This window comes from Nonomuraea fuscirosea (assembly GCF_035917475.1).
GTDB classification, from domain to species: domain Bacteria; phylum Actinomycetota; class Actinomycetes; order Streptosporangiales; family Streptosporangiaceae; genus Nonomuraea; species Nonomuraea fuscirosea.
This window is the reverse complement of the sequence record NZ_CP109074.1, coordinates 10,780,441-10,805,143: the sequence shown is the minus strand read 5'-3', so window position 1 is coordinate 10,805,143 and position 24,703 is coordinate 10,780,441. Positions and strand designations below refer to the sequence as shown.

22 protein-coding genes are annotated in these 24,703 nt (G+C 71.4%); 12 read left to right on the top strand and 10 right to left on the bottom strand.

Going from position 1 to position 24,703, the window contains the following annotated elements; all coding sequences use genetic code 11:
• Positions 1 to 67: 67 nt before the first annotated feature.
• Positions 68 to 766, top strand: coding sequence for a response regulator transcription factor (locus OIE67_RS49760; RefSeq protein WP_326633817.1), 699 nt, complete (start codon positions 68 to 70; stop codon positions 764 to 766).
• Between the two features lie 17 nt (positions 767 to 783).
• On the opposite strand, the gene OIE67_RS49755 is transcribed toward OIE67_RS49760, so the two are convergent.
• On the bottom strand, positions 784 to 1,527 hold the full coding sequence (locus OIE67_RS49755) for a hypothetical protein (RefSeq protein ID WP_326633815.1): 744 nt from the start codon (positions 1,525 to 1,527) through the stop codon (positions 784 to 786).
• 87 nt (positions 1,528 to 1,614) lie between these two features.
• On the bottom strand, positions 1,615 to 2,811 hold the full coding sequence (locus tag OIE67_RS49750; RefSeq protein WP_326633813.1) for a cytochrome P450: 1,197 nt from the start codon (positions 2,809 to 2,811) through the stop codon (positions 1,615 to 1,617).
• Positions 2,812 to 2,981: 170 nt separating this feature from the next.
• On the opposite strand from OIE67_RS49750, the gene OIE67_RS49745 reads away from it, so the two are divergent.
• Both OIE67_RS49745 and OIE67_RS49740 read left to right on the top strand, forming a co-directional pair.
• Positions 2,982 to 4,496 (top strand): FAD-dependent monooxygenase, encoded by a 1,515-nt coding sequence (locus tag OIE67_RS49745; protein WP_326633811.1) that lies wholly within the window; start codon positions 2,982 to 2,984, stop codon positions 4,494 to 4,496.
• Between the two features lie 149 nt (positions 4,497 to 4,645).
• Positions 4,646 to 5,599 carry an NAD-dependent epimerase/dehydratase family protein gene (locus OIE67_RS49740; protein ID WP_326633809.1) on the top strand — a complete coding sequence of 318 codons (954 nt, stop codon included), beginning with the start codon at positions 4,646 to 4,648 and terminating at the stop codon, positions 5,597 to 5,599.
• Positions 5,600 to 5,603: 4 nt separating this feature from the next.
• Here OIE67_RS49740 and OIE67_RS49735 read toward each other — a convergent pair whose 3' ends face one another.
• The 5 genes from OIE67_RS49735 to OIE67_RS49715 are packed head-to-tail and all read right to left on the bottom strand — an operon-like array spanning position 5,604 to position 10,251.
• A complete protein-coding gene (locus tag OIE67_RS49735; RefSeq protein WP_326633807.1) occupies positions 5,604 to 6,878 on the bottom strand; it encodes an ABC transporter substrate-binding protein in 1,275 nt (424 codons plus the stop codon).
• Between the two features lie 5 nt (positions 6,879 to 6,883).
• The gene (locus OIE67_RS49730) at positions 6,884 to 7,897 is read right to left on the bottom strand and encodes a branched-chain amino acid ABC transporter permease (RefSeq protein WP_326633806.1); all 1,014 of its coding nucleotides are present in this window, start codon (positions 7,895 to 7,897) and stop codon (positions 6,884 to 6,886) included.
• A complete protein-coding gene (locus OIE67_RS49725; RefSeq protein ID WP_106241247.1) occupies positions 7,894 to 8,775 on the bottom strand; it encodes a branched-chain amino acid ABC transporter permease in 882 nt (293 codons plus the stop codon). Before OIE67_RS49725 ends, OIE67_RS49730 begins: the two co-directional genes overlap by 4 nt.
• A 4-nt stretch (positions 8,776 to 8,779) precedes the next feature.
• Positions 8,780 to 9,496 (bottom strand): ABC transporter ATP-binding protein, encoded by a 717-nt coding sequence (locus OIE67_RS49720; protein ID WP_326633804.1) that lies wholly within the window; start codon positions 9,494 to 9,496, stop codon positions 8,780 to 8,782.
• Positions 9,493 to 10,251: an ABC transporter ATP-binding protein gene (locus OIE67_RS49715; RefSeq protein WP_326633801.1), complete on the bottom strand. Its 759-nt coding sequence runs from the start codon at positions 10,249 to 10,251 to the stop codon at positions 9,493 to 9,495. Before OIE67_RS49715 ends, OIE67_RS49720 begins: the two co-directional genes overlap by 4 nt.
• Positions 10,252 to 10,429: 178 nt before the next feature.
• Here OIE67_RS49715 and OIE67_RS49710 point away from each other — a divergent pair, with 178 nt between their 5' ends.
• From OIE67_RS49710 to OIE67_RS49695, 4 genes are all read left to right on the top strand, one after another.
• Complete coding sequence (locus OIE67_RS49710; RefSeq protein WP_326633799.1) at positions 10,430 to 11,794, top strand: PucR family transcriptional regulator; 1,365 nt, start codon at positions 10,430 to 10,432, stop codon at positions 11,792 to 11,794.
• Positions 11,781 to 13,271 (top strand): long-chain-fatty-acid--CoA ligase, encoded by a 1,491-nt coding sequence (locus OIE67_RS49705; RefSeq protein ID WP_326633798.1) that lies wholly within the window; start codon positions 11,781 to 11,783, stop codon positions 13,269 to 13,271. Before OIE67_RS49710 ends, OIE67_RS49705 begins: the two co-directional genes overlap by 14 nt.
• A 75-nt stretch (positions 13,272 to 13,346) precedes the next feature.
• Positions 13,347 to 14,096 carry a sulfite exporter TauE/SafE family protein gene (locus OIE67_RS49700; protein WP_326633797.1) on the top strand — a complete coding sequence of 250 codons (750 nt, stop codon included), beginning with the start codon at positions 13,347 to 13,349 and terminating at the stop codon, positions 14,094 to 14,096.
• A gap of 163 nt (positions 14,097 to 14,259) precedes the next feature.
• On the top strand, positions 14,260 to 15,126 hold the full coding sequence (locus OIE67_RS49695; RefSeq protein WP_326633795.1) for a hypothetical protein: 867 nt from the start codon (positions 14,260 to 14,262) through the stop codon (positions 15,124 to 15,126).
• Here the strand turns inward: OIE67_RS49695 and rarD are convergent.
• The gene (gene rarD / locus OIE67_RS49690; RefSeq protein ID WP_326633793.1) at positions 15,020 to 15,982 is read right to left on the bottom strand and encodes an EamA family transporter RarD; all 963 of its coding nucleotides are present in this window, start codon (positions 15,980 to 15,982) and stop codon (positions 15,020 to 15,022) included. The genes OIE67_RS49695 and rarD overlap by 107 nt on opposite strands.
• 17 nt (positions 15,983 to 15,999) lie before the next feature.
• On the bottom strand, positions 16,000 to 17,028 hold the full coding sequence (locus tag OIE67_RS49685) for a LacI family DNA-binding transcriptional regulator (protein WP_106241230.1): 1,029 nt from the start codon (positions 17,026 to 17,028) through the stop codon (positions 16,000 to 16,002).
• A gap of 138 nt (positions 17,029 to 17,166) precedes the next feature.
• On the opposite strand from OIE67_RS49685, the gene OIE67_RS49680 reads away from it, so the two are divergent.
• The 5 genes from OIE67_RS49680 to OIE67_RS49660 are packed head-to-tail and all read left to right on the top strand — an operon-like array spanning position 17,167 to position 23,981.
• Positions 17,167 to 18,531 carry an ABC transporter substrate-binding protein gene (locus OIE67_RS49680; protein ID WP_326633790.1) on the top strand — a complete coding sequence of 455 codons (1,365 nt, stop codon included), beginning with the start codon at positions 17,167 to 17,169 and terminating at the stop codon, positions 18,529 to 18,531.
• A complete protein-coding gene (locus tag OIE67_RS49675; protein ID WP_326633788.1) occupies positions 18,528 to 19,394 on the top strand; it encodes a carbohydrate ABC transporter permease in 867 nt (288 codons plus the stop codon). The genes OIE67_RS49680 and OIE67_RS49675 overlap by 4 nt, the downstream gene beginning before the upstream one ends.
• Positions 19,391 to 20,233 carry a carbohydrate ABC transporter permease gene (locus OIE67_RS49670; protein ID WP_326633786.1) on the top strand — a complete coding sequence of 281 codons (843 nt, stop codon included), beginning with the start codon at positions 19,391 to 19,393 and terminating at the stop codon, positions 20,231 to 20,233. Before OIE67_RS49675 ends, OIE67_RS49670 begins: the two co-directional genes overlap by 4 nt.
• 23 nt (positions 20,234 to 20,256) lie before the next feature.
• A complete protein-coding gene (locus OIE67_RS49665) occupies positions 20,257 to 22,293 on the top strand; it encodes a glycoside hydrolase family 2 protein (protein ID WP_326633783.1) in 2,037 nt (678 codons plus the stop codon).
• A gap of 35 nt (positions 22,294 to 22,328) precedes the next feature.
• Positions 22,329 to 23,981, top strand: a complete 1,653-nt coding sequence (locus OIE67_RS49660; protein WP_326633781.1) for a ricin-type beta-trefoil lectin domain protein — start codon at positions 22,329 to 22,331, stop codon at positions 23,979 to 23,981.
• A gap of 59 nt (positions 23,982 to 24,040) precedes the next feature.
• Here OIE67_RS49660 and OIE67_RS49655 read toward each other — a convergent pair whose 3' ends face one another.
• Complete coding sequence (locus tag OIE67_RS49655) at positions 24,041 to 24,619, bottom strand: TetR/AcrR family transcriptional regulator (protein ID WP_326633779.1); 579 nt, start codon at positions 24,617 to 24,619, stop codon at positions 24,041 to 24,043.
• Positions 24,620 to 24,703 lie beyond the last annotated feature (84 nt).

The following is a 24,703-nucleotide window of genomic DNA, read 5'->3' as shown; positions in this document are numbered from 1 at the left end:
GCGGTTCACAGCGGATTACTAAGCGACGTTCATCGAACGCTCATGCAAGGGCGTCATCGTCACGAGCATGCACACGTCCAGCGCGAACGTTTCCGCCCAGCCCGTGCGCCGGCCCGGCGGCGGTGCCGCCGACATCCTCGTCGTTGCCGGCGAGCCCGCACTGACGAGGCTCCGCTCCACGCTGGCGCGGCAGGCGTCGTGGCGGGTCCGCGGCGCGTACGACGGCGGCGCGGCCGCCCGCGCGGCCCGGTGCGCGCGCCCCGACGCGGTCGTGCTCGACGCCACCATGCCCGGCGCGGCCGACGTCAGGCTGCCCGGCGTGCCCGTCCTGTACCTGACCACGACGGACCGCCTGGCCGAGGGGCTGGCCGGGCTGCGCGCGGGGGCCGGCGACTACGTGACGAAACCGTTCACCGCGGAGGAGGTCGTCCTCCGGCTGCACGGCCTGCTGCGCCGCCCGCCCGCTCTCCGGCTCGTCGTCGGGGACCTCACCCTTGACCAGCGGACCCGGCGGGCGCGGCGGGACGGCGTGGACATCCGGCTCTCGCCCACCGAGTACGAGCTGCTGCGCCTGCTGATGCGCAGCCCCGGCCGGGTGCTCAGCAAGGCGCACATCCTCGACCGGGTCTGGTCCTACGACTTCGGCGGCCGGGCCAACGTGGTCGAGCTGTACATCTCGTACCTGCGCAGAAAGATCGACGCCCGGCGCGAGCCGATGATCCACACCGTCCGCGGCGTCGGCTACACCCTGCGCCCGGCCGCGTAGGGCCCCGCCTGCCACGGTCAGCGGGGCTCCGGCCAGGGGGTTCTGTCGGTCCGCGCGTGGCTGAAGGTCCATCTGACGTAGTAGCCGGCGTAATCCGGCCGGGCCTCCCGTGTCCGGAACCGGTACAGGCGGGCGTAGCGGCGGTCGCGGGCGCTGGCGAGGCGGTCGAGCAGGCTGGCGTGGCGGTCGTGGGCGCCGTCCTGCCGGTCGCGGGCGCTGGCCCGGCGGTCGTCCGCGCTCGACGAGCGATCCAGCGCGGCGACGCGCCGCTCCTGTCCCTGCTCGCGTTCGAGCTGGACCCGGTCGTCGCGCAGGGCGGCCAGTTCGGCGCGGATCGCGGCGCGGTCGAGCCGGTTCCGCTCCCGGTCGGCCGCCGCCGAGTCACGGTCCAGGGCCAGCAGCCGCCAGAGCTCGTCGGTGCCCTCGCCCCGCTCGGCCTGCGCCCGGTGCCGGTCGGCGGCGGCCCGATCGCGTTCCTCGGCCGCGCGGTCGCGGCGCTCGGCCTCCCAGAGCAGGTCGTGCACCCGGCGGTCGTGCTCGTCGTTCTCCTGGCGGAGCCGCTCCAGCCGCCGGACGCGCGGCAGCGCCTCCTCGTCCCTGGCGGTGGCCCGCAGGTCGCGCCGCCGCGCCGCCTCGTCGCGTTCGGTGGCGGCACGGTCGCGCGTGCCGCCCTGCTCGTCGCGCTCCCGTGCACTGAGCTCCCGGGCCCGGGGCCGGTCCCGCCTGGACACCGTCGGCTGCCGGCCGTCTTCGCCTGTCATCGCCGTCTCCGCTAAGAGCCGCGTGCCTACATTGACAGTGTTCCCCGAAGTGCCGCCGCTAAGTGCGGGCCCGCCGAAGCGTCCGCGTCACCAGGCCACCTCCAGGGAGGCCATGCCGTACACGATGCTGGACGTGCGGAACTGCGGGGTGTTGTCCGTGGTGCGCAGCCCGGGGAAGCGGCGGAGCAGGGCGGGCAGCGCGGTGCGCAGCTCCATGCGGGCCAGCGGGGCGCCCAGGCAGTGGTGCACGCCGTGGCCGAAGGCGACGTGGCCGGGGGCGCCGCGGGTGAGGTCGAACGTGTCCGCGTCGGGGATGAGCCCCTTGTCCCGGTTGGCGGCGGGCAGGGAGACGAGGACCAGGTCACCCTCCGCGATCGGCTGCCCGCCGATCTCCGTGTCGGCGGTCGCGACCTTGGTGGTGCCCGAGTTGACGATGCTGAGCCAGCGCAGCAGCTCCTCGACCGTGGCGTCGATCCGCTCCGGCTCCTTCCTGAGCAGGTCGAGCTGCTCGGGGTGGCGCAGCAGGGCGAGCGTGCCCAGGGAGAGCATGTTGGAGGTGGTCTCGTGCCCGGCGAACAGCAGCAGCCCGCCGATCCCGACCAGCTCGTCGGTCGACAGGTCGTCGCCGTGCTCGCGGACGAGCATGCCCAGCAGTTCCTCACCCGGGTCCTGCTGGATGCGGGCGACCAGCCCCTCCATGTATGAGCGCTGCTGGAACTGGAGCATCATCCGCTCCTCGCCCGGCACGCTCATGTCGAGCATCCGGTTCGTCCGTCGCTGGAAGTCTTCCCGGTCCTCGTACGGCACCCCGAGCAGCTCGCAGATCACCAGCGCCGGGATCGGCAGCGCGAACGCCGGCACCAGGTCGGCGGGCGACCCGGCGGCCTCCATGGCGTCGAGGTGGTCGTTGACGATGGCGTCGATGCGCGGTTCGAGGCGGCGCATGCGGCGGATGGTGAACTCGGGCGTCAGCATCCGGCGCAGCCGGGTGTGCTCGGGCGGGTCGAGGCCGAGCAGGTTGCCCGCGCGCACCTTGGCGAGCTGCTCCTCCGTCATCGGCGGCGCTCCCGGCAGCCGCGCGATGGTCTGCGGGGCGACCTTGAACCGCTCGGCGTCGCCCAGCACCTCGCGTACGTCCGCGTACCGCGTCACCAGCCAGGCGTCGGTTCCGAATGCCGTCTGTACCCTCTTGACCCGCTCCTCGTCGCGCGCGGCCGCCAGCTCCGGCGCCGGATCGAACTCCACCCGCCGCATGTGCAGCGGCATCGTCGAGGTCTCGCTCATGCAGTCCCCTGGATGGTCCCGGTTTTTGCTAGCACGCTACTGATCGGGACCCGGGTCCTCTAGTTGCGATCTTCAATCGTTGTGCGGTCGTACCAGAATCATGGCCGCATTGACGCGGGCCGTACGGCGTCAGGAATATACCTCTCATCATCCTGACGAATAGGACATCCATGGACCTGGTTCGGCACGTGCCCGACTCCGTACCGGTGCTGGTGGCCGGAGGCGGGCCCGTCGGCCTGGCCACCGCCGTCGAGCTGGCGTACCAGGGCGTCGAATGCCTGGTCGTCGAGCCGCGCGAGCAGGTGTCATGGCTGCGCCCCCGCGCGAAGACCACCTCCGCCCGCTCGATGGAGCTGCTGCGCAGGTGGGGGCTGGCGGAGACGCTGCGGGCGCGGGCGCCGCTGGCGGTGTCGTGGTCGGACCAGGCGGTGTTCGTGGACAGCCTGCTCGGCCGGGAGATCACCAGGATCGGCGGCTGTTTCGGCCTCGACCTGGTCGGCTCCGACCTGGCCGCCGAGTCCGGCCAGCAGGCGCCGCAGCCGCTGGTCGAGGAGGTGCTGCGCGAGGCGGTCGGTGACGCGCTGCTGACCGGCCGGCGGGTGACCGGCCTGCGCGAGGACGCCGACGGGGTGACGGTGCGGATCGCGTCGCCGGACGGCGCCGAGCAGGAGGTACGCGCCCGGTACGTGGTCGGCTGCGACGGCCCGCGCAGCGTGACCAGGGCGGCGATCGGCTCCCGGTACGAGGGCCGCCAGGACGCCAGGCCCAACTACAACATCGTCTTCCGCGCCCCCGGCCTGGCCGAACGCATGCCGCACGGCCCCGCCGTGCACTACTGGGTGCTGAACCCGGAGCAGCCCGGCATGGTCGGCCGCCTGGACCTGAAGGAGACCTGGTGGTGCATCGCGCAGGGGGTGCGGGAGCAGGACGCCGACCCCGTCCGGCTGGTGCGGAACCTGGCCGGGGCCGACATCGAGGTGGAGATCCTGGCCACCGACCCGTGGACCGCCCGGATGCTGCTGGCCGACCGGTACGCCAGCCGGCGCGTGTTCCTGGCCGGTGACGCGGCGCACCAGAACCCGCCCTACGGCGGGCACGGCTTCAACACCGGCATCGGGGACGCGGTCAACCTCGGCTGGAAGCTGGCCGCCGTACTGCGCGGGTGGGCGCCGGAGGCGCTGCTGGCCACGTACGAGAGGGAGCGCCGCCCCATCGCCGCCGACACGATCGAGACCGCCGCCGCGAACATGTCCACCCTCGCCCCAGAGCTGGCCGATCCGGCGCTGATGGGCCCCGACGAGGAGTTCGAGCGGGTGCGGCCGGCCGTGGCGGAGGCGGTGCGCAGGACCAAGGACAGGGAGTTCCACAGCCTGGACCTGGTGCTCGGCTACACCTACGCGGGCTCCCCGATCGTCGCGCCCGGCTGCGGCGAGCGCCTGCCGCACCGCTGGCTCACGCCGGGCGAGTCCCTGTACGACCGGCTCGGCCCCGTGTTCAGCCTCGTCGGCGACCGCGGCGCGCCGGGCGCGGACGTGCTGGCGGCGGAGGCGCGGGAGCTGGGCGTGCCGCTGCGCGTGGTGGACCTGCCCGGCGAGCCGCTCGCCCTGGTCCGCCCCGACCAGCACGTGGCCTGGCGCGCCGGCCACCCCTCGGGCGCACTGCGGATGGCGCTCGGACACGCCTGACCGGCGGCTCGCGGATGGCGCTCGGACACGCCTGACCGGGGATCGCGGGTGACGCTCGGGTTCCCCGACCGACCTCACGCTCACGCGCACGGGGGTCGCGCCGAGCATGGGCCTGACGTCCGTTCTGTCCTGAGGTCTACGCTGTTCGCATGCGCGTAGTGGTGATTGGCGGCAGCGGACACATCGGCACCTACCTCATCCCCCGGCTCGTCGCCGCCGGCCACGAGGTGGTCAACGTCAGCCGGGGGCAGCGCGAGCCCTACAGCCCCCACGGCGCCTGGCAGCAGGTCGCCACCGTCACCGCCGACCGCCAGGCCGAGGAGGCCGAGGGCACGTTCGGGCGGCGGATCGCCGAGCTCGACGCCGACGTGGTGATCGACCTGATCTGCTTCACGGAGAGCAGCGCCCGCGCGATGGCCGACGCGCTCAGCGGGCGGGTGCGCCACTTCCTGCACTGCGGCACGGTCTGGGTGCACGGCCCGAGCGCGCAGGTGCCGACCACCGAGGACGCCAGGCGGGAGCCGTTCGGCGAGTACGGCGTCCAGAAGGCCGCCATCGAGGCGTTCCTGCTCGACCGGGCCCAGCGTGACGGGTTCCCGGCCACGATCATCCACCCCGGCCACATCACCGGGCCCGGCTGGGTGCCGGTCAACCCGGCGGGCAACGTCGATCCCGGCGTGTTCCAGGCGCTCGCCGAGGGCGCCGAGGTCACGCTGCCCAACCTGGGCATGGAGACCGTCCAGCACGTGCACGCCGACGACGTGGCGCGTTTGTTCATGGACGCCATGGCCGCCCGCTCGGCCGCCGTCGGCGAGAGCTTCCACTCCGTCGCCACCACCGCCCTGACGCTGCGCGGCTACGCCGAGGCGGTGGCGGGCTGGTTCGGCAGGCCGGCCAGGCTGGCGTACCTGCCGTGGGAGCGGTGGCGGGAGACGGTGTCCGAGCACGACGCGCAGGTGACCTACGACCACATCGCGCACAGCCCCCACTGCAGCATGGCCAAGGCCGAGCGGATGCTCGGGCACCGGCCCCGCCACACCTCCCTGGAGGCCATCCGCGAGGCGGTCGACTGGCTGGTCCGAGCCGGCACCATCAAGCCGTAGGAGATCAGCCGGTCAGCGGGCCGAACTCCTTGCGGGTGTCGATCACGTCGCCGAACAGCTCCCACCGCTCTCCCTTGAACGTCATGAGCTGCATCGACTCGATCGGGAACCCGTCGCCCTGCGCCGTGTCGAGCGTGACCCCGGGCAGCAGCATGTCCACCTGGACCCCCTTGAGGTTGCGTACGGAGTCACGCAGCCCCTCACGGGTCGGGCACGCGGCCGCCTCCATGGCCTTGTGGAAACTGCTCGCCACGGCCCAGCCGAACGTGTGGTACGGCACGTTGGGGTCGGCCCCCGGCGCATACTGCCGCATCTTCTGCTTGTAGAGCGTCATCTCGGCGTCGCTCGCCCACGTCGGGTCGTTCGGGTCCTTGTAGTACGTGGACGACACGACGCCCTGCACGTTCGGGAACCCGACCGGCTTCAGCACGGTGATCGAGGCGGCGACGTTGTTGACGATGTGCAGCGGGTTCCACTTGGTGTTCTTGGCGTCGGCCGCGAGCGCCTGCGAGCCGAACTTGGGCGTGGTGACGTTGAGGAGGACCTCCGCCTTCGACTCGGCCAGATTGCGCATCTGCGGGTCGACGCTCGGGTCGGTGACCTCGTAGCTCTGCTCGGCCACCACCTTGACCTGCGAGCCCTCGATCGCCCGCTTGAAGCCGCCGAGCAGGTCCTTGCCGAAGTCGTCGTTCTGGTACAGGACGGCGACCTTGGCCTCGGGCTTCTCCTTCTTCAGGTAGGCCGCGTAGACGCGAGCCTCGGAGATGTAGTTGGGCTGCCAGCCGATGGTCCACGGATGCGCGGTGTCGGAGCCCCACTTGGAGGCGCCGGTGGCCACGAAGATCTGCGGGACCTTGCGCTGGTTGGTGTAGTCCCAGGTCGCGGAGGTCGAGGGGGTGCCGAGCGTCTGGAACAGGGCGAAGACCTGCTCCTGCTCCACCAGCCTGCGGGCCTCCTCGACGGCCTTGGGCGGCTGGTAGCCGTCGTCGCGGACGACGAACTCGACCTTGCGCCCGCCGATGCCGTTCTTCTCGGCGTTGACGTAGTCGAAGTACGCCTTGATGCCCTTGGGGATGTCGCCGTACGCGGAGGCGGGGCCGGACAGCGGGTAGATGCCGCCCAGTTTGATGCTCTTGTCGGTGATGCCGGTGGTCTGCTGTCCAGCACACTGGCCCGACGCGGCCGTGCCTCCGGTGGTGGCACCGCCGCCGTCCCGTCCCCCGCAGGCGGCGACGGCAAGCAGGAGCAACGCCGTGCAGCCGATCGCGGTTACTCGCATACCTCTTACTCCTTCCGGGGAATCTTCTTGACCAAGCGCCCAGCCAGGCGCGCTGCCAGGCCGGCCAGCCCCGTCGGGGCCACGTACATCACCACGATGATCAGCAGGCCGAAGATGACGCCGGGCGCGGCGTCGTTGACGTCCTGCGAGATGCTCGGCACGAACATGACGAACAGCCCGCCCAGCACCGGCCCCGACAGCGAGCCGAGCCCGCCGACGACCAGCCCGGCCAGCAGGGTGATCGACAGGTTCACGGTGAACGAGTCAGGCGAGACGAAGCCGATCACCCACGTGTAGACACAGCCCGCCGCACCGGCGAACATGGCGCTCCAGGCGAACGCGAGCGTCTTGTAGAACGACAGCCGCACGCCCATCACCTCGGCCGCCGTCTCGTTGTCCCTGAGCGCGTGCAGCGCCCGGCCCACGCGCGAGCGCAGCAGCCCGGCGGCCAGCAGGAACGCGGCCACGGCGACGATCAGGGTGAGGAAGTACAGCCACTGGTCCTCGGCCAGGCCGCTCCAGGCGGGCGGCGCGGGCTTGGCCAGCGTCAGCCCCATGGAGCCGCCGGTCACCGCCTCGAACCGCTTGAGCAGCGGCACGAGGAAGATCGCGATGGCCAGCGTCACGAGCGCCAGGTACAGGCCGCGCAGCCGCATCGCGGGCACGCCGAGCGCCAGCCCCAGCACGAACGCCACCCCCGCCGCCACGGGCAGGGTCAGTGGGTACGGCAAATCCCAGCGGTCGAGCAGGATGGCCCCCGAGTACGCCCCCACGGCGAAGAACGCGCCGTGCCCGAGCGAGATCTGCCCGGCGTGCCCGACGAGCAGGTTGAGCCCGAGCAGCGCCACCGCGTACACCAGCACCATCGTGAGCTGGAAGACGTGGAAGGGCACGAGCTGGAAGGGCGCGTAGACGGCGGCGGCGAGCAGCAGGGCCAGCCCGGCCCACCGCCATCTGGGGTCGGGCGGGCGCCGCTCGCGCACGGGAGCCGGCTCGGTGACGACCTTGGTGGCGCTCATGCCCGCTCCACCACCGCTCGGCCGAACAGCCCCTGCGGCCGCAGCAGCAGGACACCGAGAATGATCACCAGCGGCACCCCCACCTTGAGGTCGGATCCGATGACGCCGACGTACGCCCCGGCGAGCGTCTCCGCGACGCCCACGATGAGCCCGCCGGCGACCGCCCCGAGCGGGCTGTCGAACCCGCCGAGCGTGGCCGCCGCGAACGCGTAGATGAGGACGCCGCCCATCATGTTCGGCTCCAGGAACAGCAGCGGCGCGACGAGCACCCCCGACACCGCGCCCACGGTGGCGGCCAGGCCCCAGCCGAGCGCCAGCGTCCGGCCGACGCGGATGCCGACCAGCCGCGCCGAGGCCGGGTTGGTGGCCACGGCGCGCATCCCGAGCCCGATCTTGGTGTGCTGGAAGAGCAGGTAGAGCAGCCCCATGACCGCCGCGACCACGCCGAGCACGCCGAGCGTGGAGAAGCTCACGCTGACCCCGGCCGCCTCCAGCGCGCCGCCGGGGAAGGGGTTGGGGAAGTCCTTGATGAGGAACGTCCAGATCCACCCGGCCGCCGCGTTGACGAAGATGAACAGGCCGACGGTGACGATCACGATGGTGAGCTCGGGAGCGCCCTCGACCGGCCGGATGATCACCCGTTCGATGAGCATGCCGCCGGCGAACGACACCGCCAGCGTCAGCACCAGGGCCAGCCAGAACGGCAGTCCCGCCGCCACGCACTGCCAGGCGATGTAGGTGGAGAACATGGCCAGCTCGCCCTGGGCGAAGTTGACGATGCCGGTGAACTGGTAGATCAGCACCAGGGCCAGCGCCAGGCTGGCGTAGATGGCGCCCGCGCCGAGCCCCTCGACGACCTGCTGCACGAATCCGGCCATCGCGCTACACCCGGTACCCGAGGTAGGACTGCGCGACCTGCTCGTCGGCCCTGATCTCCGCGGCCGTGCCGGACAGCACGATGCGCCCGGTCTCCAGGACGTGCGCCTGCTGGGCGATGCCGAGGGCGAGATGGGCGTTCTGCTCGACGACGACCACGGTGGTCCGCTCCTCTGCGTTGATGGCCTGGACGATGCGGAACAGCTCCCGGGTGACCAGCGGGGCCAGGCCCAGCGACGGCTCGTCGAGCAACAGCAGCCGGGGGCGCAGCATGAGGGCACGGCCGAGGGCGAGCATCTGCTGCTCGCCGCCGCTCAGGCTGCCCGCCGCCTGCTTGAGCCGGGTCTTCAGGACCGGGAAGTAGGTGTAGATGCGGCCGAGGTCCTCCTCGACCTCCGCTCCGCCACGCCGGACGTACGCGCCGAGGCGCAGGTTCTCCTCGACGGTCAGCGGCATGAACGTGCCCCGGCCCTCGGGCACGTGGGCGACGCCGTGCCTGGCGATCGTGTCGGGTGAGCGGCCTGCCAGCGTGGTGCCGCCGAGCGTGACCGTGCCCCGGGCCCTGACCACCCCCGACAGGGCGCGCAGCAGGGTCGTCTTGCCGGCGCCGTTGGGGCCGAGGATGGCGCAGACCTCGCCCTCGCGGACGGTGAAGCTCACGCCGTGCAGCACCCGCGCGTCCCCGTAGCCGGCGACCAGGTCCGCCACCACGAGGTCGCTCATGCCGCCGTCCCCAGGTACGCCTCGATCACCGCGGGGTCGCGCTGGACCTCCTCCGGCGGGCCCTCGGCGATCTTGCGGCCGAAGTCCAGGCAGACGATGCGCTCGCAGATCCCCATGACGAACCCCATGTGGTGCTCGACCACGATCACGGTCAGGTCGTGCTCGGAACGGATCGCGCCGAGCGTGCCCGCGAACTCCTCCACCTCGGCCGCGTTCAGGCCGTTCACCGGCTCGTCGAGGAGGAGCAGGCGGGGCCGGCCGATGAGCGCGCGGGCCAGCTCCACCCGTTTGAGGGTGCCGAACGGCAGCCCAGTCGCCGGATGGCCGGCCACCTCGGTCAGTCCCAGCCGCTCCAGCACCGCGTCCGCGTCGGCGCGCAGCTCGCGTTCCTCGCGGCGCACGCCCGGCAGCCGCAGCCCGGCCGACAGGAAGCCGGCGCGGCCCCGGTGATGCGCGCCGACCAGCACGTTGTCGCGCACCGACAGGCGCGGGAACAGGCCCAGGTTCTGGAACGTCCTGGCGATGCCGAGCGGGGCGATGGCGTACGGGGCCATGGCGGTGAGGTCACGGCCCTCGTACGCGATGGTGCCGGAGTCGGCGTCGTAGCGCCGGGTCAGGCAGTTGAACAGGGTGGTCTTGCCGGCGCCGTTCGGCCCGATGAGTCCCACCATCTCGCCGGCCGCCACCTCGAACCCCACGCCGTCCAGCGCGGTGATGCCGCCGAAGCGAACGGTAAGATCATGCACCTCCAGCATCCGGCCTCCTGGAGAACAATGTTCTGAAGTTGCGCTCAGCGTAGGAGCCGCTCGTCAGGAGCCGCATTGGGCACGGTGACCCAAGATGTTTCCGGCAAGTTGTCCGCTGAGCACAGGGAGGGTCTCGGACCGGTTACGACCCGTTGACCGCCCGGCCATGGGCATGGATCATCCCGGCATGTCCACCGGTTCGAGCACCGTGGCAGCCGCCGTCCGCGCGGAACGCACCCGAATCCTGTCCGAGCTGCTGAGCGACCTTCCCGAGCTGGCGGTTGTCGCCCTGGCCACCATGCTGGAGGAGATCCCCGCCTACGCGGCGCAGGACGCGACCTTCCGCACCGACGTGCGCGACCAGGTGGTCAAGCACTACCGGGCCAAGCTGGGCGTGCTGCTGGAGGAGCGGACGGTCACCTTCGAGGACATCTCCTTCACCCGGCGCGCCGCCATGCGCCGGGCCAGGGCCGGGGTGGCGCTGGCCGACTACATCAACGCCTTCAGGGTCGGGCAGCAGGTGTTCTGGGAATCCGTGGTCGAACGGGCCGGGCACACGTACGCGGGGCGCGAGGCGGCCCTGTCGCTGGCCGCGCCGCTGATGCGGTACTGCGACTTCGCCAGCACGCACGCGGCGAACGCGTACATGGAGTTCCAGCAGTACGCGGCGGCGGAGGCCGTGCGGGAGAGCCGCGACCTGCTGGAGACCCTGCTGGCCGGCGGCCTGCCCACCCGGGGCAGGGAGCTGGCCGCGGCGCAGGCGCACGGCCTGGGGCCGGACGCCCGCACGCCGCTGCTGGTGGTGATCGCGGTGCTCGCCGGGCCGGCCGCCCCGGTGCCGAGCGGCCCCGACCAGGGCGCCGACGCGCTGCACGCGGCGTGCGCGGCCATCGCCAGGACCGGCGGGAACGGCGTGCGCACGCTGTCGGTCGTGCGCCAGTCGGAAATCGTGGCCATCCCCGTGCTCGGCTCCCCTCATGGCGCGGAGGAGTTGTGCGACCGGCTGCAGGGCGTGCTGCGCGGCCTGACCGCCGAGGGCATCAGGCTGGCCATGGGTGTCAGCACCGTGGCGGCGGGCGCCGCGCAGCTCCCGCAGGCCTACCAGGAGGCCAGGGCCGCGCTCGACTTCCTGCCCGAGGAGGGCGGGGTGGCGGCGCTGCCCAGGATCACGCCGTTCCAGTATCTGGCGCTCAAGGCCGACGACACGGCGCGCAACCTGGTGGACGCGCGCATCACCGCGCTGCTGTCGGAGGACCGGGCCCGCGGCGGCGTGCTGACCGCCACGATCAGGGCGTTCGCCGAGGCGGACCTGAACCTGCGGATGGCGGCCGAGCGGCTGCAGATCCATCCCAACACCGCGCAATACCGGCTGCGGCGGATCCAGGAGCGCACCGGGCGCAGCCTGCGCTCGATCAACGATCTGGTCGAACTACTGGTCGCCATAGCCCTCCAGGACACACTTCCCACCAATACCGGGCGGGAAAGACTGGGCACCACGACCAATGAGGGGCGCGGGAGAGCGGACGTACCTTCTTTCCATGAACCTCGCTGACCGGCTCCACGCCGCCGCCGACCGGCTGGGCGGCAGAGCGGTGCTCACGCTGGACGAGGCGGAGCTGACCTACGGCGCGCTGGAGGAGCTGAGCGCGCGGCTCGCCGGGCTGCTGCGGTGCCGCGGGATCGGCCCCGGCGACCGGGTCGCGATCATGTTGCCGAACGTGCCCGAGTTCGGCGTCGTCTACTACGGGGTGCTGCGGCTCGGGGCCGTGGTGGTGCCGCTGGACCCGCTGCTCAAACGCCGGGAGATCTCCGCCTACCTGGGCGACTGCGGAGCCACGCTGCTGATCGCCTGGCACGCGTTCGCGGAGACGGCGGAGGCGGGCTCGGCGGGCACGAAGGCGGACTGCTTCTTCGTGGTGCCGGGCGAGTTCCGGCGGCTGCTGCGGGGCGTGGCGGCCGAGCGCGAGATCGCCTCCATGGCGGCGGACGCCACCGCGGTGATCCACTACACCTCGGGCACCACCGGCCGGCCGAAGGGCATCGAGCTGACCCACGCCAACCTGGGCGGCAACGCCGCGACCGTGGCCCGCATGCACGCGCTCGGCGTGGACGACGTGGTGCTGGGCGCGCTGCCGCTCCACCACACGTTCGGCCAGACCTGCTCGCTGAACGCGACCGTGCACGCGGGCGCGCGGCTGACGCTGCTGCGCCGCTTCGAGGCGGGCCGGGCGCTGGAGGTGGTCAGGCGCGACGGGGTGACGGTCTTCCAGGGCGTGCCGACCATGTTCATCGCGCTGCTCGACCATCCCGGCGCCTCCGACCTGTCGATGTTGCGGGTCTGCGCGTCGGGCGGGGCTGCGCTGCCGCTGGATGTGCTGCGCGCGTACGAGGCCAGGCTCGGCTGCGAGATCATCGAGGGGTACGGGCTCAGCGAGACCTCCCCTGTCGCCGCGACCAACCGGGGCGGCCGGCACCGCAGGCCCGGCTCGATCGGCTGGCCCATCAGGGACGTCGAGATGAAGGTGGTCGGCGAGGACGGCCGCGAGCTGCCCGCCGGCGCGATCGGCGAGATCGTGGTACGCGGCCCGAACGTGATGAAGGGCTACTGGAACGACCCCGAGGCCACCGCCGAGGCCGTCCAGGACGGCTGGTTCCACACCGGCGACCTGGGCCGGGTGGACGAGGACGGCTACTTCTTCCTGGTGGACCGGCGCCGCGACGTGATCATCAGAGGCGGCTACACGGTCTATCCGCGCGAGGTGGAGGAGGTGCTCTACGAGCATCCGGCGGTACGGCAGGCCGCGGTGATCGGCGTGCCGCACGCGGGGCTGGGCGAGGAGATCGAGGCCGTGGTGGCCCTGCGCGCGCCGGTGACCGGGGAGGAGCTGCGCGACTTCGTCCGGGAGCGGGTGGCGGCGTACAAGTATCCGCGCCGGCTGTCGTTCGTGGACGAGCTGCCGATGAGCCCGACCGGCAAGATCCTCAAGCGGGCGCTCCTCCGCCCGGCCACCGGCGGGCGCTCCGGCTGAGCGTGGGAGCGATATATCTCACATAACGGGATAAATCATCTTATTCTATAAGATGATGATCTAAAGTGCCCAGACATGACACCCTGGGAAATGGTCGCGGTGCTCGTGGCCGGCCTCGCGGGCGGAGCCATCAACACCGTGGTCGGCTCGGGATCGCTGATCACCTTCCCCACGCTGCTCGCGGTGGGCCTGCCGCCGATCACCGCCAACGTCTCCAACAACATCGGCCTGGTCCCGGGCGGGCTGAGCGGTGTCATCGGCTACCGGACCGAGCTCAAGGGCCAGCGCGATCGGCTGCTCCGGCTCGCCCCCGCCTCCCTGGCCGGCGCACTGACCGGCGGTCTGCTGCTGCTCAACCTGCCCGAGGCCACGTTCACGGTGATCATCACCGTGCTCATCGCGCTGTCGTGCACGCTGGTCGTGATCCAGCCCCGGCTCAACCGGCTGCTGGCCGCCCGGCCCCGGCGCGCGCACGGCGGCCCGTGGTTGTGGCTCGGCGCGCTGGGGGCGGGCGCCTACGGCGGCTATTTCGGCGCCGGCCAGGGCATCCTGCTCATCGGCTTCATGGGCATCCTCATCGACGAGGAGCTCCAGCGGGTCAACGCGGCCAAGAACGTGCTCGTCGTCGTGGTCAACGGCGCGGCCGCCATCCTGTACGCCCTGGTCGCCGACGTGGACTGGCTCGCGGTGCTGCTGGTGGCCCTGGGCTCGACGGCCGGCGGCTTCCTCGGCGCCCGGCTGGGCCGCAGGCTGCCCGCCTCGGTCCTGCGCGCGGCGATCGTGGTCATCGGCGTCGTGGCCATCGCCAAGCTCCTCCTCGGCTGAACGCGACGCGGCCGGCCCGCGCCCGCCTTCTCAGCGGCGGAACGTGCGGCGGCCGGCCCGCGCTTGATCAGGCGTGGGGGAAAGCGGGTACATCCACCGACGGCTCCCGGGGTCCCTCACGCGGGGGCCGCCGGTCGTGTCGTGCTCGTCCCTCAGGAGTTCCATGCCCAGGCCCGGCAAGAAGCCGCATCCGCTCGCCCTCGACCCCGTCCTGATCATCGGCACCGCCCTGTCGGTCCTGCTCGGTGTGATCTTCTACGTGCGCGAGGACACCGCGCAGGGGCTGGCCCTGGTCGCCGGGCTGATCGGCGGCGTGATCACGTTACAGGTGCAGACGCTGCTCAGGGAGAAGCGCCGGGTGGACCACGAGACGAAGGTCGGGCAGATGGTGGCCACGATCGAGAAGATCCCCTGGCTGCCCGACCTCATGCTCCCCATGTTGCGCGCGGCCAAGCACGTCGAGCGCGAATACGCCGGCACCCCGGCCGTGGACGCCTGCCGGGTCGCGTTCGAGGACTGCCTGCGCACGCTCGCCGACCTGGAGCGCGGCCACTTCCGCACCCCGTACGGCGACAACGCGGTCTTCCAGCGCCTGATCGGCCAGACGAAGCACACGATGTGCGCCACCAGCGTCCCCTCGGTGGACCTCGACTGGTGGAACGAGCCGGTCGGCAGGCAATACTGGCAGGCCCAGCTCGACGCGCTGGCCAGGGGCGTGACGATCCGGCGGGTGTTCATCTACAAGGAGTGGACGGCCGAGCTGGACTCGCTGGCCCGCGAGCAGCTGGCCGCCGGCGTGAAGGTGCGCAAGGTGCGGGCCGAGCGCCTGCCGCCCGCCCTGCGCGTGATCAGCGGGCTGTGGGACGGCACGTGCGGCCACGAGCTCAGCTACACCGCCGCGGGCGAGGCGGTGTACGACACCTTCACGGTGTCTCCCCCTGATCTCGAACGGCTGATGACGCAGTTCGAGATGATCGAGCGGAGCGCGGTGGAGATCGGCGAGCCGAAGCTGCCCGACTCCGTCTCCTGAGACCCTCACCGGTGAGCACCGCCAGCGCGGCCCACAGCAGCGCGAACGCCATCCACCGGGCCGCCGGCATCACCTCACGGAACACCAGCACCCCGAGGAGGAACTGCACGACGGGCTCGATGAACTGCAGCATGCCCACCAGGCTGAGCGGGATCCGCGTGGCCGCCGCGTTGAACAGCAGCATCGGCACCATCATGACGAACCCCGAGCCGACGCCGAGCAGCGTGTTGGCCACCGACACGTGGCCGAACGTGGCCTGGCCCGAGGTCTGGAGCCAGATCGTGTAGGCCAGGGCGAACGGGAACAGCACGGCGGTCTCCACCATGAGCCCCTCGGCCGCGCCGACGTCGAGCCGCTTCTTGATCAGGCCGTAACCGCCGAACGTGGCGGCCAGGCCGAGCGCGATCCAGGGGAGGCCGCCGTACTCGACCGTGAGCAGGCCGACGGAGAGCGCCCCCAGGCCGATCGCCGCCCACTGCCAGGCCCGCAGCCGCTCCCGCAGCACCACGACGCCGAGCGCCACGCTGAGCAGCGGGGTGATGAAGTAGCCGAGCGAGGCGTCGACCACGTGGCCGTTGGTCGTGGCCCAGATGAACAGCGCCCAGTTGGCCGAGGTGAGCAGGCCGGCCAGGGCGAGCATGCCCAGGTCGCGGGGGCGGCGCAGGATGGCGGCCACCTTCCCGGTGCGGCCGGTGGCCACCAGCAGGAGCCCGACCGCGACGGGTGACCAGAGCACGCGCAGGGCCAGGATCTCGATCGCGCCCGTCGGCTGTACCAGCGGCCAGTAGAGCGCCGACAGGCCCCAGAGCAGATAGGCCGCCACGCCGAGCAGGACACCTTGGCGAGCGACGGGCATCCCCTCACTCTTCCCGATCAGATCGACGGCCGAACCTCGCCCGCGCTGCTCTCTCTGACGATCAGCCGGTGCGGCACCACGATCTCGGGTGGTGCGCCCATTTCGCCGCGGATCGACTCCAGCAGGGTGTCCACCGCCCGGCGGGCGATCTCCCCCTTGTCGGGGGCGACCGTGGTCAGGCTGGGCGTGCTGTACTGGCCCTCCTCGATGTCGTCGAGACCCACCACGGCGACGTCCTCGGGGATGCGGCGGCCCGCTCTGATCAGCGCCCTGATCGCGCCGAGGGCGAGCAGGTCGTTGTAGCAGAAGACGGCGTCCGGCGGATCGGGCATGGCCAGCAGCCGCTCCATGGCCTCGGCGCCCAGCCGCCGGTGGAAGTGCGTGGTGGGCACGATCAGTGCCTCGTCCACCTCCAGGCCGTGCCTGGCGTGGGCCTGCCGGTAGCCGGCGGTGCGGAGCTGGGCGGTCTCGCCGGTCGCGTACGGCTGGTCGCCGATGGCGGCCACCCGGCGGCGGCCGAGCCGGAGCAGGTGCTCGGTGGCGTCGCGGGCGGCGGCCACGTTGTCAATGGCCACGTGGGGGAAGCTGCCGTTGAAGATGTGCTCGCCGAGCAGCACGATCGGGACCCGGTTGCCCCGGCCGCGCAGCTCCTCGGCGGTGACCGACAGCGGGCTGAGCACCAGACCGTCGAACATGGTGGCCCGCGAGTCGCGGCCGAGCAGCTCGCGCTCCCTGTCGCCGTCGCCGTCGGTCTGGTCGATCATGACCACGTAACCGCGCGTCCTGGCGGCGGTGATCACCTCGCGGGCCAGCTCGGCGAAGTAGGGCACGTCCAGCTCGGGCACCACGAGGGCGATCATCCCGGTGCGCCCCTGTTTGAGGTTGCGGGCGATGAGGTTGGGACGGTAGTCGAGCTCGTCGAGCACCGCCTGCACCCGGGCGCGCAGCTCGTCGGAGACCGGCGCGTAACCGTTCACCACGTTGGACACCGTGCGGATGGACACGTTCGCCCGCTTGGCGACGTCACGCAGGGTTGGACCGGCCATGCGTCTCCTATACCTCCGACCGCTCGTGCTTGGGAAGATCCTAAGCCCGGTCTTGCATCGTTGCAGACAAGTATGCATGATGTCTGCATCGTTGCAGAGCCTTCACAACGCCATTTCCCGTCCGGCGAGGAGTCGCACATGTCCACACCCCCTCTTGGCCGTCGTGGGTTTCTCCAGGGAGCCCTGGGCATCGGCGCGCTCGCCGCCACCGGCTCCCTCGCCGCGTGCGCCCCCGGCGGCACGGCCACCCAGCCCAGCAAGCTCGCCGCGCCGAGCGCGTCCACCTCGGCGGCCAAGGGCGAGATCACCATCTGGAACCGCTCCGGCGACCTGTTCAAGGTCTTCGACGCGGCCATCGCCAAGTTCCGCGCGGCCTACCCGAACGTCAAGGTCAACCACCAGGCCGTCGACATCGACGCCAAGCTCGCCAACACCCTCATCAGCGGCACCGACGTGCCCGACGGCAGCTTCTGGGACGACGCCAAGATCGGCGGGCAGGCCGAGCACCTCTTCGACCTGACCGACCTGATCGCGCCGTACAAGGAGCAGACCTCGCCGTACAAGCTGTCGGTGAACACCGTGGACGGCAAGATCTACGGCGTCCCGTGGGACCTCGACCCGGGCCTGCTGTGGTACCGCGAGGACATCCTGGAGAGCGCCGGGGTCGACCCCGCGAGCCTGGCCACGTACGACGACCTCATCACGGCGGCCAGGACCGTCAAGGAGAAGGACCCCGAGACCCGGCCCATCCACCTGGAGAAGACGCCGTTCCTGAGCCAGCTCTGGCTGGAGATGCTGGCCGGACAGCAGGGCACGAGCCTCACCGACGCGCAGGGCAAACTGCGCCTCGACTCCGAGGAGTACCGGCGGATCTTCACCTGGATCCAGACGGCGGTCAAGGACGACCTGGTCACCCACGCCCCCTACCTGGAGCCGGCCGACGTCAAGTCGCTCGACGACGGCAGGCAGGTGTTCGTGCCGTGGGCGATCTGGTGGTCGTTCGCGCCGCAGCAACTGCTCAAGGCCACCAAGGGCAAGTGGCGCGCCGCGCCGCTGCCCGCCTGGACGCCGGGCGGCGCGCGCAGCGGCGCCATGGGCGGCAGCAGCTTCGTCATCCCGGCCAAGGCCAAGAACCCCGAGCTGGCCTGGCTGCTGTACGAGTTCCTGTGCTTCAAGGAGCCCGGCTACACCGCCGTGTACGGCCCCAACGACGTCTACCCCGGCGGCCTGTCCACCTCGATCCCCAGCTACACCCCGGCGGCCGACCCGGCCAAGCCCCTGTTCCAGCCCATCGAGGCGCTCGGCGGCCAGGACCTGTGGAAGGTCGCCGTCGAGGCCGGCGCCACCATCCCGGCCGCCACGCCGATCCCGTGGTGGTGGGCCCAGTCGGTGGACTACCTCGGCAACAACATGCAGCGCCTGATGGAAGGCAAGATGTCGCCCGACCAAGTGATCTCGGAGTCGGCCGAGAAGATCCAGCGGAACCTGATCGACCGCTCATGAGGTCAACTCGGCTTTCGCCGTACCTGTTCATCGCCCCGTTCTTCGTGGTCTTCGCCGCGTTCGGGATCTATCCGCTGATCTATGCCCTGCAGCTCAGCTTCATGCGCTGGCGCGGCGCGGGCGCGGCCCGCTGGGTCGGCGTCGACAACTACCTCTACCTGCTGACCAGCCCGGACTTCTGGGCCTCGCTCGGCAACAGCGCCGTCATGTGGGTGCTGATCGTGCCGCTCCAGGTCGTGGCCGGGCTGGGCGGCGCCGTGCTGCTGGCCAACGCCAAGCTGCGGCTGCGCGGGTTCTTCCGGGTGGCGTTCATCGCGCCGTTCGTGACCCCGCTGGTGGCCATGGCGCAGGTCTGGATCGTGGTGTTCGACCAGGACTACGGCCTGATCAACTACCTGCTCAACCTGGCGGGGCTGCCCGACGTGGCCTGGCTGACCTCCACGACGTGGTCGAAGCCGACGCTGGCGCTGCTGTTCCTGTGGAAGACCACCGGGTTCGCGATCATCATCCTGCTGGCCGGCCTCCAGGCCGTCCCCGGCGGCGTGTACGAGGCCGCCGCGCTCGACGGCGCCTCCCGCGCCCGCCAGTTCTGGTCGATCACCGTGCCGCTGGTGCGGCGGAGCATGGCCTTCCTGGTGGTCATCCAGACGCTGGCGGTCTTCCAGATGTTCGCCGAGCCGTACGTGGTCACCCAGGGCGGCCCGTACGGCTCCACCACCACCGCGGGGCTCTACCTGTACAACCACATCACCGCCTCCGACCTCGGCACCGGCGCCGCGAACTCGTTCCTGCTGGTCCTGCTCGTCTTCGGGCTGTCGCTGGTGTCGGTCAGGCTGCTGCGCCCGAAGGACGAGGTGTCATGAACAACACCAGACCGGGCATCGCGCAGTACGCGGTGCTGGCGCTGCTCGCGATCGTGTTCCTGTACCCGATCTGGTGGGCGCTCAGCTCCTCGTTCAAGCCCGCCGCGGAGATCATCACGAGCCCGCTGTCGATCGGCGAGCTGACGCTGGGCAACTACCGGGCCATGTTCGCCGACGTGCCGATCGGCACCGGCTTCGCGAACACGGCGCTGGTGCTGCTGGTCAAGGGCGCGATGACGATGTTCTTCGCGCCGCTGGCCGGCTACGCGTTCGCCAAGTACGACTTCCCGTTCAAGAACCTGCTGTTCGGGACGGTGCTGCTCACGCTGATGCTGCCGACGCTGGTGCTGATCATCCCGCTGCTGCTGGAGATGAGCGCGCTCGGCTGGGTGAACACCTACCAGGCGCTGATCCTGCCGGGCAGCATCGACGCGTTCAGCATCTTCTGGATGCGGCAGACCATCGCCGCCATCCCGAACGAGCTCATCGACGCCGGACGGGTGGACGGGGCCGGCGAGTTCGGCATCTTCGCCAAGGTCGTGCTGCCCGTCATCAGGCCGGGCCTGGCGGCGCTGGCGGTGCTGACCACCATGAACGTCTACAACGACTTCGTCTGGCCGGTCGTCGCCGTCAACGACACCTCCCATCAGACCCTCCAAGTGGTGCTGTCCACGCTGGCGCAGAACGTCACCGGCAACCGGATCGGCGCCGACTTCGCCACCGTCTGGGGCGAACTGCTGGCCGCCGGAAGCATCGCCATGCTGCCGCTGCTGGTGATCTTCGTCCTGCTGCAGCGCCACTTCATCAACGGCATCCTCGCGGGCAGCGTCAAGGGCTGACCCCGATCATGAAAGAGAGCACTATGTCGCCGCGTGCGGAATACCCCCGGCCCCACTTCGACCGGTCGCACACCTGGTCGAGCCTCAACGGCGACTGGGACTTCCGGGCCGACACCGAGCCGGGCTGGGACCGGACCATCACCGTGCCCTTCGCCTGGGAGACCCCCGCGTCGGGCATCGAGGCCCACTGGCTGCCCGTGGCCTGGTACCGCCGCTCCTTCACCGTGCCGGCCGGCTGGGCCGGGCAGCGGATCGTGCTGCACTTCGGCGCCGTGCACCACGAGGCGACCGTCTACGTGAACGACGTCGAGGTGGCCTCCCACCGGGGCGGCTACACCCCGTTCGAGGCCGACGTCACCGACGCGCTGGACGGCACGGGCCCGCAGCAGGTCGTGGTCCGGGTCTCCGCCCCGCTGGACAAGCGGGAGATCGCGCACGGCAAGCAGCGCAGCATTCCGCGCGACGACTTCGACGGCGTCTGCTTCACCCCGTCGTCGGGCATCTGGCAGAGCGTCTGGATGGAGGCCAGGCCGGCGACGTACCTGGCGGCGCTGCGGCTGCGTCCTGCTGCCGGGCTCGACGCCATCGAGGTCGAGGCCGAGGTCGCGGGAACGGCACGGGCCACGCTCGTGCTGCGCCTGCGCGGCACGGACACGAGCGTCACGGCGGACGTCGAGAACGGCCAGGTCAAGGCCGTGATCCCGGTGGCCGGGCCGCGTCTGTGGTCGCCGGAGGACCCGCACCTCTACCACGTGGACGCCACCCTCACCTCGGCCGACGGCACCGACACCGTCGGCGGCTACACCGGGCTGCGCCGGATCGAGGCGATCGGCGAGAACCTCTACCTCAACGGCGCCCGCCTGTTCGTCCGCGGCGTGCTCGACCAGGGGTACTGGCCGCGCACCGGCATCACCGCGCCCGACGACGCCGCGCTGCGCCGGGACATCGAACTGGCCGCCGCGGCCGGCTACAACCTGGTGCGCAAGCACCTCAAGCTGGAGGACCCGCGCTTCGTCCACCACGCCGACGTGCTCGGCATGCTCGTGTGGGCCGAGCCGGCCGCGACCGGCCGCTTCTCCGCCGACTCGGTGGCGGCGTTCGAGGAGCAGGTCGCGCCCATGGTCGAGCGGGACGGCAACTCCCCCGCGATCGTCATCTGGGGCCTGTACAACGAGGAGTGGGGCCTGGACTGGGACATCCCCGGCGACCCGGCCAAGCAGCGGGCGGCGGCCGCGGCGTACGACCTGCTCAAGTCGATCGACGCGAGCCGGCCCGCGGTGGAGAACTCCGGCTGGACGCACGTCAAGACCGACCTGCTCGACTGGCACTACTACGACGAGTCCGCCGCCTCCTGGGGCCGGACCGTCGCCGCGCTGCTCAACGGCGACCAGGACGACTTCCCCGTCGGGCTCGGCCCCGGCTTCGTCGTGCGCAAGAAGCTGGCCGGGACGCCCGAGCAGACGCTGCGCGGCCTGCCCAACCTCAACAGCGAGTACGGCACCGGCTTCACCTCCGTCGAGCGGGGCTGGCAGCTGCGCTGGCAGACCCAGGAGCTGCGCCGCCACGACCGCGTGGCCGGCTACGTCTACACCGAGATGTACGACATCGAGCACGAGTCGGCCGGGCTGCTGGACTTCGAGCGCCGGCTCAAGGACCTGGGCGGCGTCGCCCCCGCCGACGTGAACGCCACGACCACGCTCGTGCTCGACGTCGTCCCTGTGGCGCCGGGGCGTGACCTGCTCAGCGAGTCGGGCGAGGTGAGCGTGCCGGTCCGGGTCTCGCACCACGGGAGCGAGCCGGTCAGCGGGCACCTGCGCACCGCCTGGACCCCCGTGCTCGGCGCCACCCTCACCCGTCTCGACGCCTTCACCGGGGACGGGCCCTGGGTGGAGGCCAAGCCGTTCCTGCTCAGCGGCCCCGCCGAGGTCCGCGCCGCGCTGCCGGACGGGTGGAGCAGCGGCCGGCTGCACGTCGCCCTCGTCAGCGACGGCACGGTCGTGGCCCGCTCGGCCGTGGACGTGGACACCTTCACCGGCCGCGTCATCGGAGACCAGCACTGACCGATCCAGCCGACCAACCCTGAGGAGAGCAATCAGTGCGATTCACACCCCCCACCCGGATCCTGTCCGCCTTAGCCCTGACCGCCGCCTGTCTCGTCGGGCTTAGCGGCCCGATGGCGGGCACCGCCTCGGCCGCGCCCGCCGGCCAGGTGCTCTACTCCCCGAACCTGTCCGCCTTCCCCCAGGGCGACGCCAGCTACCCGAGGGCGATCCGGCTGGACCATGACGGCTCGCCGAACGAGACCATGCTGGCCACCTACGCCCGCCGGGGACACAACGCGCGCGCGTCGTTCCCGATCCACCGCAGCACCGACGGCGGGCGTACGTGGTCGGCGAACCCCATCTCCACGATCACCTCGAACACGCCGGGCTGGGACCTCGGCGCCCCCGTCCTGTACGAGGTGCCGCGCACCGCGAACGGCCTCGACCAGGGCGACCTGCTGGCCTCGGGCACGGCCTGGGCCGAGGGGAACTTCACCGCCCAGAAGGTCGAGGTGTTCAAGAGCACCGACCACGGCGTGACGTGGACGTACCTGTCGAACTGCACCCAGACCAGCGGCCAGCCGAACAGCATCGGGCACGGCATCTGGGAGCCGTGGTTCCTGCTGACCCCGAGCAACACGCTGGCCTGCTTCATCTCCGACGAGCGGCCCGCGAACTCCCCCACGAACAACCAGGTCATCGGCCACTACACCTCCGGCGACGGGGGTCAGTCGTGGAGCGCCACGATGACGCAGGACGTCGTCTTCCCCGCCGACAACCTGGCCAGGCCCGGCATGTCGATCGTGGCGGCGCTGCCGAACGGCACGTTCCTGATGGCGTACGAGCTGTGCCGGGACGCCACCAACGCCGACCACGCCTGCGAGGTCTACACCAAGACCAGCTCCAACGGCTTGTCCTGGGGCTCGGGCGCGGGCACGCTCGTGCGTACGTCCGACCAGCGTGAGCTGCTGCACACCCCGTACGTCGCCTGGCTGCCGGGCGGCGGGGCCAACGGCACGCTGCTGCTGTCAGGACAGCGCGTCGTCGCCGGTCCGACCGGCAACAAGACCGTGCTCGGCGAGTCGGGCCAGGTCCTGTTCGCCAACACCAACCTGGGCGCCGGCGCGTGGACCGAGATCGAGGCGCCGGTGCACATCTCGCCCACCGGCGGTTACGCCCCCGGCGTGCCGTCCTGTCCCGGCTACAGCTCTCCGATCGTGCCTTCCGCGAACGGCACCGACTTCCTCTACCTGGCCGCCACCCACCTCACCGGCAACCAGTGTCAGGTCAGGTACGGCATCGGCACCCTGCCGGGCCGGGCGGGCCAGATCACCGGCCCGGCCGGCGCCGGCAAGTGCCTGGACGTGGACACCAACACGAACGCCAACGGCAACGCCGCCCAGCTCTGGGACTGCGGCGTGGCCACCGGCCAGCGCTGGTCCAGGCACCCCGACGGCACCTTGCGCGCCTTCGGCAAGTGCCTGGACATCGACGCCAACGGCACCGCCAACTTCACCAAGGTGCAGCTCTGGGAGTGCAACGCCAACGGCGGCCAGCGATGGGTGCCCCAGGCCGACGGCTCGCTGCTGAACCCGCAGTCGGGCCGCTGCCTCGACGCGCCCAGCGGCGCCACCGCCAACGGCACCAAGCTGCAGATCTACGACTGCAACGGCCTGGACCCGCAGAAGTGGAACCTGCCGGCCTGACCCGTTGAAGGACCCTCACCCTTTGTGGTGGGGGTCCTCGTGGTGAGGGTCCTCGTGCGTCAGGCGAACGGCTGGGCGATCTGGTCGAGTGTCTCGTCGATGACCTCGCGCAACGTGCGGGCCTGCTCCTCCTCGGTCCACACGTGCGTGGCCAGCCGGAGCCCCACCAGGAAGGCCGCCGCCAGCACCTGGGGCGAGACCGGGCAGAACCGCTCGGCGACGGCCGCCGAGAGGTCTCGTTCCAGGGCGGCGTGGTTCGCCAGCTGCCGGGCGAGCAGCGAGGGGTGCCGCTTGGCCAGCCGGGTCCGCAGCGCCCACTCGCGCTCCGGCTCCCCCTCCTCCCGCTGCAGTTCCTCGATCGCCACGCGCAGCGCCTGCCAGGCCGGCATCCCCTCCGGCTGCGCCCGCACCCGCACCACCAGGGTCAGGATGCGCTGCTCCTCGCCGTAGAGCAGGGCGTCCTCCTTGCCGGAGAAGTAGTTGGAGAACGTCCGCCGCGAGATGTTCGCCGCGTCGGCGATCGACTCGACCGTGACGGCGTCGAGCCCGTGCTCGACGACCAGCCGCAGGGCCGCCTCGTGGACGGCCTGGCGGGTCTCGGCCTTCTTGCGTTCGCGCAGCCCCAGCGTGCTTTCCATGATGCGGGTCAGCTTACCCCGGACGATGTCTACATCTGTAGACAGCAAGCGGGTTTCCCTTTCCGCCGGTGACGTGCGGGACAA